The following is an 18,485-nucleotide window of genomic DNA, read 5'->3' as shown; positions in this document are numbered from 1 at the left end:
AAGCTAAAACAAAACTAGAAAGTAGGAAAGACTATGTGTGGAATTGTCGGTGGGGTAACACAACGGAATGTGTTGGGTATTTTAGTTGAAGGTTTAAAAAGGCTAGAGTATCGCGGCTATGATTCAGCGGGTGTCGCTTTGGTTGAACCCAATGGCGATTTGAGTGTTCGTAAAGCACTCGGCAAAGTTAGCGAGCTGGAAAAAGAGCTAACAGACAACCCTACTCGCGGTAATCTAGGTATCGCTCACACACGATGGGCAACCCACGGCAAGCCAAGTCAGGCCAATGCTCACCCACACTACTCTGAGCATATCGCGATCGTCCACAACGGTATTATCGAAAACCATGAACCTTTGCGCGAGCAATTAAGCGCAGATGGCTATGAGTTTATTACTGAAACCGATACAGAGGTAATTGCTCACCTTTTACATAAAGTTTACGAGCAAGAGCAGAATTTATTTACGGCCTTACAAAAAACTGTTTCACAGCTTGAAGGTGCCTACGGCCTAGCGGTTGTTTCCAGCAGAGAGCCAGATCGAATTGTTGCGGCTCGCAGCGGCAGCCCCTTGGTGATCGGTATCGGTATCGAAGAAAACTTCCTGGCTTCTGATCAAATGGCGCTTCGCCAAGTTACCGATCGCTTTGTATACCTTGAAGAAGGCGATATGGTCGATATTCGTCGTGAGACTTACAGCATTGTCGATGTTTCCGGTGAGTCTGTAGATCGCCCTATCACCAAAATAGCCGAGGCTGATGAAGTTGTGGATAAGGGCCACTATCGACACTTCATGCAAAAAGAAATTTTTGAACAAGCTCGTGTTATTAGAAATACCTTGCAAGGCCGTATTGGGCAAAACAAAGTACTAGAGCAAGTCTTTGGTACCTCGGCTGCAGAAATTTTTGACCAAGTGCAACGTGTGCAAATTATTGCCTGTGGTACCAGTTACCATTCCGGCCTAGTTTGCAAATATTGGTTAGAAGATTGGGCGGGCATTCCCTGTGATATCGAAGTAGCTTCTGAATATCGCTACCGCAAAGTAGTTGTTAGTCCAGGTACCCTATTTGTAACTATCTCTCAATCAGGTGAGACAGCCGATACGTTAGCGGCGTTACGTTTAGCTAAGGAGCTAAATTATTTAGCATCACTGACTATCTGTAATGTACCCAATAGCTCATTAGCTCGTGAATCTGATTTAGTATTTATGACTCAAGCTGGCCCGGAGATTGGTGTAGCTTCAACCAAAGCTTTTACCACTCAGTTAGTTTCATTGCAGCTACTTACCATTGTGCTAGGTCGTCGCCACCAGCTAAGTAGCGAAAAAGAGTCAGAGCTGGTAAAAGCCCTGCACAGCTTACCTTCACTATGTGAAGAAGTACTGGCATTGGATCCAGAAGTATTGGAGATGTCAGAACATTTCTCAGAAAAGCATCATTCGCTTTTCCTAGGCCGTGGTCCACAGTATCCAGTGGCAATGGAAGGCGCCCTTAAGCTTAAAGAAATCTCCTATATCCACGCCGAATCATATCCTGCAGGCGAGCTAAAACACGGCCCGCTGGCGCTGGTTGATTCCGATATGCCTATCGTTGCGGTCGCCCCAAATAATGATTTGCTTGAAAAACTAAAATCAAACCTAGAAGAGGTGCAAGCACGCGGCGGAATGCTATACGTTTTTGCCGATAAAGATGCTGGCTTCCAAAACAATGGCAGCACCAAGGTGATTAATCTGCCCCATGTACCAGCAAGTTTAGAGCCTATTATTTATACTTTGCCGCTACAACAGCTTTCCTATCATGTCGCTGTATTGAAAGGCACGGATGTGGACCAACCCAGAAATTTGGCAAAGTCGGTTACTGTGGAGTAATTGGTAAGAGAGCTTAGGTTGAAGCGCTAAGCTCTCTTATCATTGCTTCAAAAACACTATACGTCTGTATATGTAAAAAATTATAGAGAATGTGGAAGTGTTACGTTCAGTTAAACTCAATTGCTACTATTTTTTTCTGAGAACTATCCGAACTATATTTACAAGCACTATTTGCGCCAGTAAAGAGGAATCTCTTCTTCTCTGTCTTTTTTGTAAGCTTGTTAACTCTAAGAATATTTGCGTAGCATGGAAAGCGGTCACCTTTGACGATTACATCCATCCCGGCTTTAGTGGATAACTTAAATGTATAATCTATCCACCACTCCTTTGTAGGTCCAAACTTTCGAGTTATACCTTTTCCTTTTCTATATGATTCTATCTCAACCTTTGAGATATCCACAAAAGGCACCTTAATTATTTCGTTCTCGTAGTTAACAGAGAAGTGCTTATTGCTTTGGCCGTCTAGTTCTGCTGGTCCGTTCAGACTCGAACCATCTGTAAAATAAATAGTTAAATCAAGGTCTTGCGAAGATTGAGCGGTTCCACTTATTAGTAATACTGAAGAAAAGAGTAATCGTAAAATTAAAGCATTCATGAAGATATCTCCCGATTTACTAGCGGCAAAAATTTTCTAGAAAAACGTCGTCCATATTAGCATCCTGATACCTGCTACTGTTTACCACCTTCATTTCAGCTTTAGCTAATCCTCGTTTGCTTTTCACCTTTCTAAGGTCCGCTTTCCTAGAGGCATTTGCTAGCTTGATAGAAATCTGGCCTTCACTGGCATTACTTTGCGTTTTGAACGATGCTAAAACGCAGCCTTTGTATATCCCGGTAGCTACCAGTTTGAAATCTGAGCTCCTATCTATGAATTGGTGAATGTCGGCGTAGGCTTTCATATCTGAGCCACGATTTTTAATCTTGAAAAAAGCGGTATAGTCATAGCGCAGACCTTTCCCAATAACGTACGCCATATTATTAATTTTTCCGCGAGCTTCAGCTGCGGCGCTACTATTAATGGAATAGGTCAAAATAAAGATGGTTAAAAGTAACTTTTTAATTGAGGACATAGTCTTACTTCTTATACTTCTTAAGGTAGTGAATTAACTATATAAGCTAGCACAGAAGGGTTTTTGGAAATCAAAAAGAAGTTTCGATTCTCTGCCATTCGAATGCGAATTTCGGACAATGAAAGGTAATTAGTGAAAATTATATACACCTGTCAGACACAGAAAGGGAAAAAAAGCAACTGCAGCGTAAGGGGACAGCAGTTGCATAAGAAGCTTAACTACTAAGCTTTGCTCGGCGTGAACCAAAAATTAACATCAATAAGGCTAAGAAAACAGCTCCATAGATAGGCAAGCTGGGCACTGAATGAGAAGAAACTCCAGCCGCAGGTGAGCCGCCGCTACTTCCCCCACCAGATGGTGCACCAGACGAATAGAAAATCCAGTTACTAGGAGCACTTGCTAATAAAGAAGGGTTTAACAACAAAAATTGATTTGCACCAAGGTTAGAAGAGTAGAAAACAGGGCCCAATAAATCCCAGTCAACCAATAAGCTTGGGTCACTCCCGACGGTGACGGCGCCTGCTGATGAGTTACTTCCCGTGATACCGTTGGGTACAAGGGTCATGTTTCCTGATGCATCGCTTTGAAAGGTGGTGGTTGTACCAGTAGCATTTAGGGTATAGCTTGGAGCTTGAGTATTAATTGTGCTAACCCTAACACCATTCAAAACGAAACTTACTTCCTGAATATCACTAACTGCCCAGGTTTGATTCAACCTAGAATTACCACCATTATCGAGTGTTACATAAAAAGTTACGGGAACACTGTTGCTACCTGAAAATATGCCGGTATTACCGTTAGCTGCGGTAAACGTGGTAATGCCATACACAAATGGATCTGCAATTACTGAGGTGCTAAATAGTGACACTAGCATAAAAGCTATAGCTTTAATTTTATACATAAATAAGTCTCATTAGTTGAATAAGTTAGAAGCTACGATTGATTGAATTTCCAGTTGATGGTTCGAATTCGACAATGCCAATCAAATCCTGTCCAAAAAGAAGATTGCCAGTCTTTTTGTTTAGCCACATTGGGCCGTAGTTAAGAGAGTTGATTCTTATTGGGCCACCCATACACAGGGGGTACCACGCCCAAGGGAATTTCATTCCGCAACTCTTGTGGGCAATGAGATACTTTTTCTTTTCGGGGTCAAAGGCGGCAATAGAAACAGAGTTCATCTTTCCAGAAACCCAAAATACCTTCCGTTTTTCGTCCCATGCTACCCGTCTCCATGCGGGTGGTTTAGGGCCTTTACGTGCTAAAGCTTTTCGGTTGCCATTGTTTGGATCTATCTCATAAAAAGTCTTTTCTCCACTGGAGTGCGTAAAAATTTTCCCGTCGTGGATATACAAACCAAGCATTGGACCTCGTAGATCAAAGCCTCTACCTACTTTAAGATTATCGTCGCGACTACCACTTAAGGTGACAAAGTTACAAGTTGATCCATCTGATGAAATACGTGCTATACCTGTGCCACCCATTTTGTTATTGCTAAACGTGACTAGGAACGAGCCGTCTGATGGATCGACAGCGAAAGCCTCTTGTGTGTACTGGACATACTTCTGAGAATCGTTTCTAACTATCTTTCTGCCTGAAAGGCACTGGCCATAGCTACTATCTCTGCCAGCCCAGATTAACTTGCGTTCACCAGTTTTGGGGTCGACTTGCAAGATTCTTAAGCCACCTCCTTTAACCTGCTCATGAGAGAACCCGTACCAGTATCCATCTTTACCAGCTTGAACATCTTTTAACTTAAAAAAACTGGGTCCTTTAGCAATTACATGGTGCCCATATTCATCTTGAGCATCTCCGCTCACAAAACGGCGAGACCAATCAGACATATCGTAAGCTACAATTAAGCCTCTAGACTCTTTTCCTGAGCCCCATTGAACAGAAGCAATAAGCTCGTTGTTTTTATAATCAATGAAACCACCGGTTAGCCGTGAATTATAATAGTTAGCGAATGAAGGCCCCTTACCAATATTAATACCCATATTTCTAGCGACTTCAGTTGGCCTTTGACATACGTTTAGACCACTTGAATTGGAGCGATTTGAGCCGCAGCGGCAATCAGCAGGCAGTGCTGTTTTGTGTTTTATATATTGCTTCAATTTACAGCTACGGGTGGCAAACTCAGAGTTCTCATCTTGCAAAGAGGTATCATTTGCCAATGCAAAGTTACAAACAGCCGTATTTATTGCTAAAAGCAACGTAAAAAAGTTTATTCTCATTTCTTCCCCTAAATCCGTTAAGGCTCTAAACCCATGCCGCCTGTTGGATTAGGGTTACTGGGTTTATAAGGGCGCGGAGTTTATGCGGATAGGAAAAGCCCGGCAATCAGAGGTTAGTAGCAGTCAAAATATGGCTGATGTAAACTAAATGTGTTTTCAAAGCACTGATCGTCAATAGGTTTTACCACTGAGCTACCGACGATCACGACAAGCAGAAATAGCTGTTTACTACCTATTAGGGGGAAAGGGCTATACGAGTCGACTTCACCATTAAGAGCTTTATAAATTGATGGAAAGCAGTATCAACAATTTTAGGTATCTTGATCAAATAGTAGGCGAGTTTTTTGAGTTAGCGTTAAAGGAACCTTACGATTCCTTTAAGGAAGCGGCTTTTAAACTATTCGCAGAACATTTAGATGCTGACAGCGGTGTATGGATAACAAGAGCCGAGCAACAAATACCATTTTATGAACAAGATGCCCTCACCTTGAATCTTCCAAAAGGGTTTATAGAGGACTACCATGATTTATCTAGCGTCTCTCAACAAGTTCAACAAATATTTGGAGTGATGCTAGGAAATTTAGGGCACACGAAAGATATACTTGATATCTTGCCAGAAGAAGATTGGCTTGCATCAGATATGTATAAGCTCTATTGCGAAAAGTATCAGCTGTACCATTCGCTAATGACTGTTACAGTAGCCCCAGAAAATCAACTAATGCATATTATTACTTTGGCTCGTCACAATGTGCAAAAGCCCTTTTCTGTCACAGAGAAGCAGATTAAAGAGTTTTTAGTTCCCAATCTTTGTGCAGCTTTAAAACTAAATATCCTAGATGGATTTCAAGCGTCACCTTCGAAACCAGGACTTTTGAAGGTGGTAGTGGATCATTATGGAAACTTGATAGAAGCGGATGATGAGTTTTGGTGTTTCGCAGATGAAAACTCATTGATAAATCAAGGTAAGTTAGCTATTCCGAGACCGATAGTGGATGAGTTTACTATTGGCGATACAAGATTTAGGGCTGTTAGCGCCAGAGGTTTGCTGTACCTCTATGCGACAGCGAATGAAGGAAATAGTCTAACCAAAAGACAGCGAGAAATACTGAGCTGGGTGACAAAAGGGCTTTCTAATAAAGAAATTGCGGATAAATTGGGTATCAGTGAGGCGACAGTTAAAAACCATGTCAAATCTATTCTAAAGACCAAAAACTGCGAATCGAGAGAGCAGCTCATTTCCAGGTCGATTAAACAAAATTGATATGTCAGTACTACAGATCAGCAAGCCACAGGCTAGCATTCAACTTGGCAAGGTTGTAGCTAAAATATATAGCTTTATCCATATTTTAGATCAACAGAGTTTTAGGGCTGAGTGCATAAATCACATTCAAAAAGAGTTGAGTATCAGTGGACTCCATTGGTTCACTTCTTTTGGAGAGGAAAGCAGAGTAAATAATCGGGAGGGTGAAATCCCGCCACCGCTGACGTTCATGGATTCACCTCTGGAGCAAACTCAACCTAGTTATGTGAATTATTGTGAAAAAAGTAATTGCCGGCATGCTATATATATCGACGCAAATAAAGAATCCGGCGATTTAGATGGTAACTTATGCCCGTTGAAAGTTCTCGGGCCACAGTTAGTACAAGCTCATCGATTACAGCTACTTTATTCAGCTTTACGGTATTGTCGATCCTTAGATTTTGGTTTTTGTATATTTGATTTTTTGGGTAAAGTTAGTGTTAGCACCGATAACCTTAGTGGTGATTTTTCTTATAAAGAAGGATTTTCATGCAGTGAAAATGCAATATTATTTGGTGGGGAGCTATTAGGCTATCGCTATTTGGAAATACTTCAGATACCAGAGATTTTTAATAGTCTCAGTAATAAAGAAAAGCAAATCACCTTCTTTGTCGCAAAAGCCAAAACTAATAAAGAAATAGCTTTGGCCCTAGAATGTTCTGAGAAGACGATTGAAAACCAATTGACGACTATATATCGAAAACTAGGTATTCGTTCGCGTGCGATGTTAATTCACAATTTAAAATTATATAAATAGAAGCTCTCGGTATTTGCTGGCTAAGCATCAAATGCCTAGGTTTTAATCATTGGTTATTTAACAACTATTCTCTAAAACTTCTGAAAATACGGTTCCATTCTTAAAATGTATCCAAATCTCAGCAGTTCATTTTGAATAATAAAATATTTAATACATTCAAATAGGATAATAAAGTTCATCAAAACTAGATCTCAAAGCTTGATTTATTTTGACTTTAGAGTATCGGGGAATCGACCTAATTAATCTTTCTTGACGGCGCTAACTTTTGCATATATAGATGGCGATACACCCTGCCAGCGTTTAAATGCTCTTGTAAAACTCCGCACATCGCTATAGCCTAGTTGTTCAGAGATCCTCTTTATTTCCCAGCCCCTCAATAAGAACTTACAAGCTATTGCGTTGTTACATTCGTCTCTTATTTCTCGAAAGCTACTACCGTATTCTCTCAATCTACGTCTGAGTGTTGCTACACTGATATCAAGGCATTTAGCAATGTATTCTTGTTCAACTAGGACGTATTTAGCGCTAGCAGTAAGTAACTTGCCTTTGCAATGACGTAAGAAGTTAGCCTTGTCTTCGTTACGCACTAATTTTATGAAATATTCATAATAGTTTTTTTGCACATCGATAATATCTTCTACGGATTGAAGTCGTATATCTAGGCTGGCTTGGCTGATCTCATAGCTAAGTTCATATTGTCGTCTTGAAAACTCCAGCTCACAACTGAATATATCTAGGTGATGTTTGTATTCTGGCTGGTTCTTTCTTTTGCTCCCCACTCTGGTGGTTTTCAGTGGCCGGCCACATAAGTATGAAAGAGTGCAATGAATACCTAGTAGCGCCAATTCAATTGCTAATGGTACGGCTTCAATTTGATAGTGAAAATTTTTGTCGTCTACAACATAGCTAATAGTATTTCCTTTCTTGATAACTAGGTTAAACTCACCTCCGTGGAGAATATTGTAGCTTTCAGCCAAGGAAACAAGCGCTTCCTCTAAGGTTTTACAATTCTGTAATGCGGAAAATATTAACCTTGTACTTCCTTTTCTCAGTTTTCTTTTAGAGATTGTGTAGCTCTCATCAAGCGTAAGAGCTTGGTGCTTTTCAAGCATCTTTAGAGCTTGGGGAAGCGCCACAAGATCACTCACATTGCGCTTTTCATTTTCGGGCTCGGTTAACTCACCAATAGGATTATTTTGTGAATAACTTAAAATTTCCGATTGGTTTGTGTTTATAACTGTACTGTTTAAATCGCATAATAAAGTGTCTAGCTCACTTGCACTGACAAAGTATGGTCCCACGTTTTACCTAAATTCCTATTTCTATTCGCCATGAACCCATGTAGGCCATTTACTACATTAAACCACCATTCAGTGATTATTTAACGAAGGGTGACCAGTTGCAAGGCTGCTACATAATCTAGCTGACAATTATATGTAAATTGGCTCTGTAATGTTCTTTTATTTGTATCTTTTTGTATCAGATATTTTAGAAAGTACTAATAATAAGTATCCATAAACCCGCACATGTAATTTCTCTATTAGAAAACAAGCAAATCCCCTTGATCGAAAATGTTCCTCATTGTCGATCAGTAAGGTCATCGGAATTCCTACGCGTTTGTGTATGATTGCGCCCCAATTAAGTGGCAGTAAAAACATAGTTACTGCGATTGAATTAAATTTCTTGAAATCAAGAACAGACTAAGCCCGATACAAAATGAAGGACGAATCCTTGCTACTACTTAAACATACCGGTTCTAAATACCCTGATTTACAACAACTATATTATTAACAAAATAAGTAATTGGAGATCTATTAATGCTCAAACCCACCTTGGCCAAACTCAAGTTACTAGCCATTTCTATGTCGACGATGCTTATGTTTGTACATAATACCAATGCGCAGCTCTACACTAATGATTTTGGTGCGCCGCTAATTACGGTAAGTGATTGTGATGACTGTTTCGACGGCCCCGTGTCATTCCCAGGAGGGTCTAGCATTAATTTCTTTGGGAATAATTACAACGGTTTGTATATTAGTAGTAATGGATATGTAACCTTTGGTATAGGTGGAACCTCCTATAGCGCTGATCCATTAAACACCCAATCAATTGCACCTATGATAGCGGGCTCCTTTACGGATCTAGACAGTACCTCTGACGCCCCTTCACTCATTTACCTAAACATATCTACGCCACACCAATTAGTCGTGACCTACGTCGAACTTGGGCATTACGACAAGAACTACTCGGTCAGAAGCACATTTCAGTTAGTCATAAGATCAAGCGCGTATAGCGTTCCGGCAGGAGAAGGGCAGATTGGTTTTTTCTATGGACAGGTTACTGACCCAGCTGTTACTAGTGCAGGCTTTGGTGACGGTTTGCCAACAAGTAATCCTGGTGAGGTTGCGATAATATCAAGGGCTTCAGGTATTGCATTAAATAATCGAGCTCCAGCTTGGTATAACTTAGGCGTAAACGGTGTACCAAATTCGCCGGGTGCTCAAAGCGCCCAATCTGTACCGGCGCTTCCAATACCGTTGCTAATTATTCTGGCATTGACTTTTTTGCCTATAGCGGCTGGCCGAATTAGGAAGCAATCGAGCGTCACTACTAGATATTAGCTATATCTCTATTAGTAAAATACAGAAAAACGGCTCCCTTGTGGAGCCGCACATGTAGTTTATTCGTTATTCATACTTAGGGAGTGCCTAGCTCTATGTTTTGTTACTCGCACAGTGAGCATCACTACAATTCTCCAGATTATTTTATTAGTAATGATTGCGGATAATATAGATAGCAAGATAGACGGGATGGACCCAGAAAAGAGATCGATATCCATGTCCACTGCAAGGTAGCTTAAAGGTACATCAATCCCTACTGGCTTGATTGTCGGTGTCAACCTGTGTTGTCTAGGGATAATGGAGAAAAACTAGATTTTGAGTTTAAGCTACTAAACACTGGGCAGATTCTCTATTTCCGGTACTTGATTGAAGTTGAAACCAAATTGATTACCTCAATAAGCAATATCTTTTCGGCCTGTATGTTAAGAAAGTCAAAAACCTATGAGCTTTAGGCAGTTAATTGTTAACCATCTGATTTTAAATAGGTTTTTCTCAAGTATGATACTTTTTTGTAGCCTTTGGGGACTCAAAAAGTTATTAGCCCTAAGTTAGTATGATACTTTTTTGTCAATCCACAGAGGCTGTGGGCGAACAATAAAGTTGCTAACAAAACAATGAAGTTTTTAACAAGCAATAGTTAGTCTATCTTTTCACCCTTATAGGAATGTCAAAACAGCATTTCCATTCTCATATTAAAGCAACAGCATCCGCCGCTACTGGACTGTACCCTTCTTTTTATCGAGATCTGTACCTATAAGCAAAGCAAATCATAAGATAGCATAGTCAAATAGACCACCCATACGTGGTAAAACAAGCCGATGAGCACTGACTATGCGTAAAACGCCAAGAGACTTTGTCCATATCGATGAAATGTGGGATGCTGATCCCAGTTGGGAGAGCTACTTTCTAAAGACCAGTGTATGGGTATATGTCGACACCTTCAGGGCGGAACTCGCCGGCGATAGCGACTATGCCAGAATTGTAATCCAGGGCGGAGACGACCTTATCTGGATTTACAGTGTCCCTTTAAACCAAAGTCAGCAGTTATTTGAAGTAATAGATAAAATTGAAAAGCCGGTAAAACAGAGCCAGCTTGAACTGCTGGGGTTCAAACGGAGTGAAGAATTATAAAGGTGTTTGCAATACAAGTTGGTCTTTGTTCATCGGCGATCAGAATTGACTCATTAACCTACTATATTAGTGAAGGAGCTCTTAAGAGCTAAGAGAAGGTTTAGCTCTTAAGTTGCTATTGAATATTATGAGGCTTAGCCCTTATTAGCTCTCAACAGACGCCCCATTGGAATCTGTCCAAGCGCTTCACTATGCTTATTATCTTGCCAGGCGATATGGCCACCCACCATTACCAGTGGTACCACATCATCTGAGCGATTTACGAGTTGATGGTGTTGATACTCATCACGTAGAACACGTTGAATATTGGCTTCACCGTCATAACTGCTTAGCGCTTTAGGGTCTATTAAAATCAAGTCGGCTTTATCGCCGATATTAATACTGCCGCCTTCTACGCCAAATAAATCCGCTGCATCTTTACTTAGCCTTTTCACCATATAGCTAACATCCGTATCGCCACCTTGTGAGGCTAGTTGTAAGCATCGTAGGTTTACATCATAGAAGGCCATATTATTTAGATGTGCGCCGCTGTCGTTAAAGCCGGGCATTAGTAATGGATCCATAATTAAATCGCGAGTGGTTTTAGGGTCGCGGTTTGCAGTGGTGGTGCACCAGCTTAATTCAAGATCAAAGGTTCTTAAGGTTTGTAGTACAAAGTCAGCCTCGTCACTTACCCAGAAAAAATCCCTGGCGACAATGCTGGCTTCTTCATCGCTTAAGCTAGCGACTTCAACGCCTCTTTTTATATCGAGAACTCTCTCGAATAGCTGTTGGAAGTCTTTACCCTGCCAGTATTCGATGGGGCAGCGTTCTACGAACATATCTTCCATACTGCGGTTAAAGGCGTAATCTTCCATGTTGATGATTCGCTTTAGCCTGGCGACATTAAAGCCAGATTTACCTTTAAGCCACATCTCTTTAAAGGTTTTTATGTACTCTGGGTCATTAAGGATTTTTAAACGGCTTTCTTTGTCTTCCAAATCGGTTTCATTTAAGCGACGTAGCTCTGGAATCTCTTCAGCCAGTGGTGTCACGGCGCCGTCTGACCAGGTTTTAAAAGGTGCCCCCAGGGCTTGCAGATGAAAATCACCTTTAAGTAATTTGGAATTTAAACCTCGCGATAATAAACGGCCTAACTTTAGAATTTTGAAGTTATTGAATACATCTAGTGCAGCTACCACTGTGGTTTTTAAAGGTTTGCCATGGAAGAAGGCGCTGGACAACATAAAGGTTTTAAGTGTGCCTATGGCGCTATCTTTTGGCGGTGTGGCTTGCCAGAGTGCATCTTTTTCTCGCAGCACCGAGGTGAGCTCTTTAATTTCTTCATACTTGGCAAACTGTGTGGGAATGGTTTTATCACAGTGCGCGGCACTGGCCAGATAGTGAAAGGGTAAGGCATCGGTGGACATACCCACATAACCTAGATCGACAGCTTCGGCCAAGGTGTTTTTCATGGCGCTAAGTTCACTAGCACTTGGATCACGACTAATACTGTCTTCGAAACCCATTGCATCAATACGCAACATAGAATGTGGTAGCAAGGTTGCAACATTAGGTCCGAGTTTTAAAGTATCTAGATGGTTTAAGTATTCTTCTGGTGTTTCCCAGTCGACTTTATCGGCGCAGCTTTTCAATATAGATTTGGGCAGGTTTTCTACCCGTGCAAAGCAATCAACAATCGGGTCGTTGCGCCCGTCTCTTTGGTTACCAAAGGCCAAGCCTAGGCTACAGTTGGCGATAACTACTGATGTCGTACCGTGACGGATAGATTCTGGTAGCCCAGGTGCAACTTCTAGCTCCAAATCATAATGAGTGTGTATATCGAATAAACCAGGCATCAACCACTGCCCTTCGGCATTTATGACGGTGGCTGCTTTAGTACTATCAAGCTTGGCACCGCGCTCTATGATCTGTCCATCCTTAATAGCGACATCTTCGATGATGGGGGCTTTACCTTCGTTAAAGACTTTCGCGCCCTGTATTAGGGTGTCATAGGCTGGAGTTTGCTCACTCATTATATTTCTCTTCTTATAGTGTTTTTTATGTTGTCACTAAATAGGCTTAAAGTATTCGATTTCAGTATTGCTTAACGGTGCTCGCACTCGAAATAACAGGCCAGCATCTTGGCCCCTAAGTCTAGGGTGTCTTCTTTGCTGCTTAGGGGGTGGCCGAATACATGGCGGTGGACTAAACCTTCCGCCATCGCAAACAGGTTATAAGCCACGGCTTCCGGGTTTTCTTTGTTGTGGGCCTTTACATAGGCCAGCACCTTTTCTTCCAACACGGCTTCAGATTTTAGCAGTATCTCGTCAAGCAAGGGGTCGATGAATCGGCGTTGCTCCAGCACCTGGTGCAACTCTGCCTCGCTTTCATGGTAGTGATAAACAATTTCCAAAACCTTGCGAAATAGCAGCTCGGTAGAATGCTCCAATGGATCTAAGCGACTTTGCTTTGTTTCTAAACCGGGTACGGCGTGGAAAATTTCATCGCGCTTAAGCTGGGCGATCACTCTTAATAACTCATCTTTGTTCTGAAAGTTTTGATAGAAGGTCCCTGTCGCCACGGCGGCATCTTCTGCTATTACCTTGGCGGTGCTCTGCTCGTAACCACGGTTAGCAAAGCTTTCTCGGCCGGCTTGAATCAGCGCGGCGCGCTTTGCGAGCGCCCGTTTTTGGGTGGGGAGTGTTTTCATCACATAGCTTCTAGCAAGTATTAAGATCTAATCTAAATAAAACATGAACTGGAAGTCAAGTTCGCTTATGTTTTAGACTAGACCAACAAGACAGGACATTCTCTACTATTAAAACTACATAAAATCCGAGAAAATGACGATAAAAACCGATAACTTGAAGCTAAATGACGAGAAGATAACAAATACCATCGAAAGCTGGCGCCAAAAAGGCCAGCTGCGCCAGCTCTGCAAAAGGCAGATATTTACAATAGATAGCCCATCAATAGAGACTGAAAAAGCCACCGTTGTCCTTATTCATGGCTTCCCTACTTCCAGCTGGGATTGGCTGCCCATTTGGCAGACACTCAATAAGCATTACCGCCTAGTAAGCTTGGATATGTTGGGTTTTGGCTTTTCTGAAAAGCCCAATCAACGCCGCTACACCATTCATGGCCAAGCCGATTTGTTTGAAGCGTTGATCGATGAGCTTGGGCTGAAGGAATACCACATACTAGCTCACGACTATGGTGATACCGTGGCCCAAGAGCTGCTGGCGCGCCAATATGAAGCTAAGGGTAGCGGGCAATGCCTATCCTGTTGTTTTCTAAATGGGGGCTTGTTTCCAGAAACACATCGAGCATTGTTTACCCAAAAACTATTGCTCTCCCCTATCGGGGCTTTTGTAAATCGCTTTAATGGTTACGCTAGCTTTAAGAAAAACTTCAGTAGCGTTTTTGGTCCACAAAGCAAACCCAGTGAATTTGAGTTGCAGGTGTTTTGGCAGCTAATCAATGAGAATGACGGCAAGCACCTTTTCCACAATTTGATTACCTATATTAACGATCGCAAGCAGCATCGCGAACGTTGGTTAAAACCACTACAAGATTCGGCTACCCCATTGGCCTTAGTTAATGGCTCTGTTGATCCTGTTTCAGGAAAACATATGGTCGAGCGCTATAAAGAGCTGGCTTGCCGCTTGGACTATTTAAAAGAGTTAGAGGCTATAGGTCATTACCCCCAAGTAGAGGCTCCACAAGATGTAGCTGGGGCTTACTTAGAGTTTATGGATCAAATTGCATGCGAGGAGAGTGAAAACAAATGAGTGAGATAGAATTATCATCAAGCTTCGAACTTCCCTGCGGACAAATGATAAAAAACCGATTTTTTAAATCGGCTATGAGCGAGCAGTTAGCTGATCATGACCATAACCCTAGTGAAGGCCTCAATACCTTATATAGCCTTTGGGCACAAGGCGGTGCGGCTGTAGTCCTTAGTGGTAACATCATGGTAGATAGGGAACATTTAGGTGAGCCCCGCAACACGGTCTTAGATGACCATAGTAATCTCGAAAAGTATCAGGCTTGGGTGCAGGCAGCCTCGGCAAATGACACCCGGTTTTGGGCACAGTTGAATCACCCTGGCAAACAGTCACCCAAATTTTTACAAAAACTGCCAGTAGCCCCATCGGCTATTGCTCTAGAAGGCTCGTTACAACTGAACTTCAACAAGCCGCGAGCCCTTAAGGAAGATGAAATATGGCAGGTGATTGCGCAGTTTGCTAACAGCGCGGCTTTAGCGAAGCAAGTGGGTTTTCAGGGTGTGCAAATTCACGCGGCCCATGGTTATCTAATCAGCCAGTTCTTATCGCCCCGTCATAATAAGCGGGATGACCAAAGGGGTGGGCCTTTAGAAAATAGAATGCGTTTTCTACTGGAAATCTATCGTGCCATTCGAAAGGAAGTGGGCGATAACTTCCCCGTAGCTGTAAAGCTTAATTCCGCTGATTTTATGAATGGCGGCTTCAGTGAAGGTGATTCCATTACTGTAGCCCAAGCATTAGCCAAAGAGGGTATCGATCTTATAGAGGTTTCGGGTGGCTCCTATGAAGTACCTGCTATGGCTGATGGAATACAAAAAGAAAGCAGCAAAAAACGCGAAGCGTACTTTTTAGAATATGCCAAAGAGCTACGTCAATCTGTCGATAGCCCCGTTGTATTAACGGGTGGTTTTCGCTCAGCATCAGCAATGAATGACGCTCTAGCCGAAGAAGCTTGCGATTTAATCGGTATTGCACGCCCTCTTGCAGTAGAGCCCGATCTGCCCAACAAAGCTATGGCCGATAATGGCTACACAATCCATCTTCGTCCTCTTTCCACAGGAATCAAAAAACTAGACGAGATGGTTTTATTGAATATGAGTTGGTACGAAGCCCAGTTTGATAGAATCGCAAAAGGCCAGTCGCCAAAGGCGAACTTGAATGAGTGGTATGCTGCTTGGAAGGTATTTAAAAACCTAGGGGTTTATGCGTTTAAAAAGCGGCGAGCTTAATGAGTAAGCTGCTTTTTACAGTCCATATCTTTTCTTGAACGCCTTGAGACCATCATCGCTAAAGCGCAGCGCTCTCGAGTTTAAATCTCGCGCAGCCCATTTTCGTTGTATAACATCGCTAAGTACCCATTTGCCAATGCTACCGGCCAGATGACTTTTACGCTCGCTCCAATCTAAGCAAGGTTTACACAGCGGTCTTTTAAGGCCAGATACTTCGCTTAGGTCGGCGCCGAGATCGAGAAAGAACTGTTTTCCTTCCTCGCTTAATGTTGATTCTGATATGTTATCTTTTATGAATTGTTTATCGACTAATGATTCATAGAGTTGTGTAGCGAGCTTCCCTGCCATGTGGTCGTAGCAGATACGTGAGGCTCTCAGATTTTTATCCTTGGGGCCTGTAAAGACCGACTCTTCAGAGAGAGAGCTGCTGATATTAAACATATTCTCAATTAACCCGGCTACCTCTTCGCCTCTCAACTGAAAGTATCGATGACGCCCCTGTTTTCGAACAACAAGCAAACCACCTTCAACAAGCTTTGCTAGATGGCTGCTGGCAGTTTGAGCACTTATATCGGCCTCTAGTGCAAGCTCGGTTGCTGTTAGAGCTTTGCCCCCCATTAATGCAATAAGCATTTTTGATCTGGCCTGATCGCCAACGAGACTTCCTATAGTTGCAATATTGGGTTCCACGTTAAGGTCTCTATAGTCTTATGGCTGTCTGTTCTGTAGCTATTGATTCTACAGCAATTAGTTCGATGGCTATCGAAGTATTCGCTAGGTTTAGTAAGTAAAGTGCCTAAAAACTAACAAAGAGGCAACTGTTTTGAAAATTACCTGTTTTATTGAATACCAGATAGATCCAAACAAAATTAGACTTTTTGAAGATTACGCCAATAATTGGGCAGAGATTATTCCACAATGCGGAGGCGAGTTAGTCGGTTATTTTGCCCCTCATGAAGGGACAAATAATATTGCTTATGGTTTGATATCTTTCGATTCCCTTGCGGACTATGAGCGATATAGATCTGTACTGAAGGAATCTGAAACAGGTAAAAGTAATTTTGATTTTGCCAGTAAAGAGAAGTTCATATTTAGTGAAAAGCGAAGCTTTCTAAAGGTAATTCCCTCCACCTATCAACTTCAGAAAAAGGTCTAGGCCTTATGATCGCCGTACTATTTGAAGTTAAACCAAAAGCGGGTGCTATGGCCAGCTATCTTGATCTGGCAGAAGTATTAAAGAAGTCATTGGAGAGAATAGAAGGATTTATCTCTGTAGAGCGCTTCCAAAGCTTGGTTGAACCAGAGAAATATCTTTCATTATCTTACTGGGAGAATGAATCAGCCATTAAAGAGTGGAAGGCTAATCTTAAGCATCAGTCCGCTCAGAAAAAAGGAAAAGAAGAGCTATTTGATTACTATAGAATTAGAGTAGCGACGGTGCTCAGGGAATATGACTCGCAGAGCTAGGCTCCTCTCGTTCTAGAACTTTAAGCTAGCTGTCTACTGCGATATTCGCTAGGAGAAATATCGGTCCATTTGCGAAAAGCGTTGGTAAAGCCACTGTTTTCCCGATAGCCCAATAATAAGGCGATATTGGTTATTGGGAATTCCTGATTCTTAAGTAGCTTCTGGGAAATATCCAGTCTTACTTCATTAAGCAGCTTTTGAAAGCTACTGCCTTCCGCCTGTAGGTGGCGTTGCAATGTGCGTTCATTCATATGCATCAGCTTTGCCACTGATTTTATATTGGCGTTGCCATTAGGTAGCTCTTGAATGATAAAGCGACGAACCTGCAGGCTATTCCACATGGAATCTTTTTTGTAACGCAGGCGGCTTTCGGCCAGTTGGGATATTTGATCAACTAAACGGGGGTTGCTTGGTTTATCGGTGTGTAGGGCGTCTTCGTTACGGAAGGTCAGCTTTATCTTAGGCTGATTAAAAACGATGTTCTCACCAAAAACTTTATGTAGAGCCTCTAAATTGTCAGGCTCTGGGTAATGGAGCTGCGCTTTGATGGGGGTAAAATTATCCTGGTAGCTTTTGCGCCCCAGATTCACCCAGCCAGATAAAATAGCATCGGCAAGGTAGCGATCTTGCATTAGCTCAGGCGAAAGCGGCTGCCATTCAAAGCTGGTGGTATCTTCGTGATATTGAACCTTAGAAGTGCCGGTATGCATCAGCACTCTGCGAATTGGAATCATCGTCTCGAAGGCTTGGGCAAAACTTTCACAGCAACCGACTAATACTCCAAGTAAACCAAATGAGCTTGGGCTGGTGCTCATGCCAAAAGTTAAACCAATATTAGGGTTGTTCGCTTGCTGATCAATTTGCTGAAATAAGGAGAGTAAAGCACTGAGTGGCACATGTTTATCGGCATCGGCTATGTCTTGTTCCTTCAAACCACACTGGGCAACCAGAGCTTCGCTATCAAGCCCTAGTTTATTAGCCGTATTTAACAGCGTTTTGAAATAACTGACTTGTACCGTCCAGTGCTTATTCATTGTCTTTTTTTC

Annotated in this window: 18 protein-coding genes; 9 read left to right on the top strand and 9 right to left on the bottom strand. The window is 42.1% G+C overall.

Going from position 1 to position 18,485, the window contains the following annotated elements; all coding sequences use genetic code 11:
* Positions 1–33: 33 nt before the first annotated feature.
* Positions 34–1,863, top strand: a complete 1,830-nt coding sequence (gene glmS / locus Q1A41_RS13735) for a glutamine--fructose-6-phosphate transaminase (isomerizing) (RefSeq protein ID WP_299980106.1) — start codon at positions 34–36, stop codon at positions 1,861–1,863.
* A gap of 106 nt (positions 1,864–1,969) precedes the next feature.
* Here glmS and Q1A41_RS13730 read toward each other — a convergent pair whose 3' ends face one another.
* The 4 genes from Q1A41_RS13730 to Q1A41_RS13715 all read right to left on the bottom strand — a co-directional run bounded on the left by Q1A41_RS13730 (position 1,970) and on the right by Q1A41_RS13715 (position 5,164).
* Complete coding sequence (locus tag Q1A41_RS13730; RefSeq protein ID WP_299980103.1) at positions 1,970–2,458, bottom strand: hypothetical protein; 489 nt, start codon at positions 2,456–2,458, stop codon at positions 1,970–1,972.
* A gap of 19 nt (positions 2,459–2,477) precedes the next feature.
* On the bottom strand, positions 2,478–2,933 hold the full coding sequence (locus Q1A41_RS13725; RefSeq protein WP_299980100.1) for a hypothetical protein: 456 nt from the start codon (positions 2,931–2,933) through the stop codon (positions 2,478–2,480).
* A 214-nt stretch (positions 2,934–3,147) separates the two neighbouring features.
* Positions 3,148–3,834 (bottom strand): hypothetical protein, encoded by a 687-nt coding sequence (locus tag Q1A41_RS13720; protein WP_299980097.1) that lies wholly within the window; start codon positions 3,832–3,834, stop codon positions 3,148–3,150.
* Between the two features lie 25 nt (positions 3,835–3,859).
* Positions 3,860–5,164: a hypothetical protein gene (locus Q1A41_RS13715; RefSeq protein WP_299980094.1), complete on the bottom strand. Its 1,305-nt coding sequence runs from the start codon at positions 5,162–5,164 to the stop codon at positions 3,860–3,862.
* 289 nt (positions 5,165–5,453) lie between these two features.
* Between Q1A41_RS13715 and Q1A41_RS13710 the strand changes: the two genes are divergently transcribed.
* Both Q1A41_RS13710 and Q1A41_RS13705 read left to right on the top strand, forming a co-directional pair.
* Entirely contained in the window at positions 5,454–6,425 is a 972-nt protein-coding gene (locus Q1A41_RS13710) for a helix-turn-helix transcriptional regulator (RefSeq protein WP_299980091.1), read from the top strand.
* 1 nt (position 6,426) lies between these two features.
* Positions 6,427–7,221 (top strand): helix-turn-helix transcriptional regulator, encoded by a 795-nt coding sequence (locus Q1A41_RS13705; protein WP_299980088.1) that lies wholly within the window; start codon positions 6,427–6,429, stop codon positions 7,219–7,221.
* A gap of 239 nt (positions 7,222–7,460) precedes the next feature.
* Here Q1A41_RS13705 and Q1A41_RS13700 read toward each other — a convergent pair whose 3' ends face one another.
* The gene (locus tag Q1A41_RS13700) at positions 7,461–8,522 is read right to left on the bottom strand and encodes an AraC family transcriptional regulator (RefSeq protein WP_299980085.1); all 1,062 of its coding nucleotides are present in this window, start codon (positions 8,520–8,522) and stop codon (positions 7,461–7,463) included.
* Between the two features lie 516 nt (positions 8,523–9,038).
* Between Q1A41_RS13700 and Q1A41_RS13695 the strand changes: the two genes are divergently transcribed.
* Together Q1A41_RS13695 and Q1A41_RS13690 are read left to right on the top strand one after the other, a co-directional pair.
* Positions 9,039–9,842 carry a hypothetical protein gene (locus Q1A41_RS13695; RefSeq protein ID WP_299980081.1) on the top strand — a complete coding sequence of 268 codons (804 nt, stop codon included), beginning with the start codon at positions 9,039–9,041 and terminating at the stop codon, positions 9,840–9,842.
* Between the two features lie 831 nt (positions 9,843–10,673).
* Positions 10,674–10,973 (top strand): hypothetical protein, encoded by a 300-nt coding sequence (locus Q1A41_RS13690; protein WP_299980078.1) that lies wholly within the window; start codon positions 10,674–10,676, stop codon positions 10,971–10,973.
* Positions 10,974–11,107: 134 nt separating this feature from the next.
* Here Q1A41_RS13690 and Q1A41_RS13685 read toward each other — a convergent pair whose 3' ends face one another.
* Positions 11,108–12,988 (bottom strand): amidohydrolase family protein, encoded by a 1,881-nt coding sequence (locus Q1A41_RS13685; protein ID WP_299980075.1) that lies wholly within the window; start codon positions 12,986–12,988, stop codon positions 11,108–11,110.
* A gap of 71 nt (positions 12,989–13,059) precedes the next feature.
* The gene (locus Q1A41_RS13680) at positions 13,060–13,665 is read right to left on the bottom strand and encodes a TetR/AcrR family transcriptional regulator (RefSeq protein WP_299980072.1); all 606 of its coding nucleotides are present in this window, start codon (positions 13,663–13,665) and stop codon (positions 13,060–13,062) included.
* 133 nt (positions 13,666–13,798) lie between these two features.
* Here Q1A41_RS13680 and Q1A41_RS13675 point away from each other — a divergent pair, with 133 nt between their 5' ends.
* Both Q1A41_RS13675 and Q1A41_RS13670 read left to right on the top strand, forming a co-directional pair.
* The gene (locus Q1A41_RS13675; RefSeq protein ID WP_299980069.1) at positions 13,799–14,746 is read left to right on the top strand and encodes an alpha/beta hydrolase; all 948 of its coding nucleotides are present in this window, start codon (positions 13,799–13,801) and stop codon (positions 14,744–14,746) included.
* On the top strand, positions 14,743–15,972 hold the full coding sequence (locus Q1A41_RS13670) for an NADH:flavin oxidoreductase/NADH oxidase family protein (protein ID WP_299980066.1): 1,230 nt from the start codon (positions 14,743–14,745) through the stop codon (positions 15,970–15,972). The genes Q1A41_RS13675 and Q1A41_RS13670 overlap by 4 nt, the downstream gene beginning before the upstream one ends.
* 15 nt (positions 15,973–15,987) lie before the next feature.
* Here Q1A41_RS13670 and Q1A41_RS13665 read toward each other — a convergent pair whose 3' ends face one another.
* Positions 15,988–16,662 (bottom strand): winged helix-turn-helix domain-containing protein, encoded by a 675-nt coding sequence (locus tag Q1A41_RS13665; RefSeq protein WP_299980064.1) that lies wholly within the window; start codon positions 16,660–16,662, stop codon positions 15,988–15,990.
* A gap of 133 nt (positions 16,663–16,795) precedes the next feature.
* Here Q1A41_RS13665 and Q1A41_RS13660 point away from each other — a divergent pair, with 133 nt between their 5' ends.
* Both Q1A41_RS13660 and Q1A41_RS13655 read left to right on the top strand, forming a co-directional pair.
* Positions 16,796–17,128, top strand: a complete 333-nt coding sequence (locus Q1A41_RS13660; RefSeq protein ID WP_299980061.1) for an NIPSNAP family protein — start codon at positions 16,796–16,798, stop codon at positions 17,126–17,128.
* Positions 17,129–17,133: 5 nt separating this feature from the next.
* Positions 17,134–17,439 (top strand): antibiotic biosynthesis monooxygenase, encoded by a 306-nt coding sequence (locus Q1A41_RS13655; RefSeq protein WP_299980059.1) that lies wholly within the window; start codon positions 17,134–17,136, stop codon positions 17,437–17,439.
* A gap of 20 nt (positions 17,440–17,459) precedes the next feature.
* On the opposite strand, the gene Q1A41_RS13650 is transcribed toward Q1A41_RS13655, so the two are convergent.
* Positions 17,460–18,473 carry an AraC family transcriptional regulator gene (locus Q1A41_RS13650; protein ID WP_299980056.1) on the bottom strand — a complete coding sequence of 338 codons (1,014 nt, stop codon included), beginning with the start codon at positions 18,471–18,473 and terminating at the stop codon, positions 17,460–17,462.
* Between the last annotated feature and the right edge of the window lie 12 nt (positions 18,474–18,485).

It is taken from the genome of uncultured Pseudoteredinibacter sp. (assembly GCF_947502065.1).
Lineage (GTDB): Bacteria > Pseudomonadota > Gammaproteobacteria > Pseudomonadales > Cellvibrionaceae > Pseudoteredinibacter.
The sequence above is the reverse complement of the archived record's forward strand: the minus strand, read 5'-3'. Positions and strand labels throughout refer to the sequence as shown.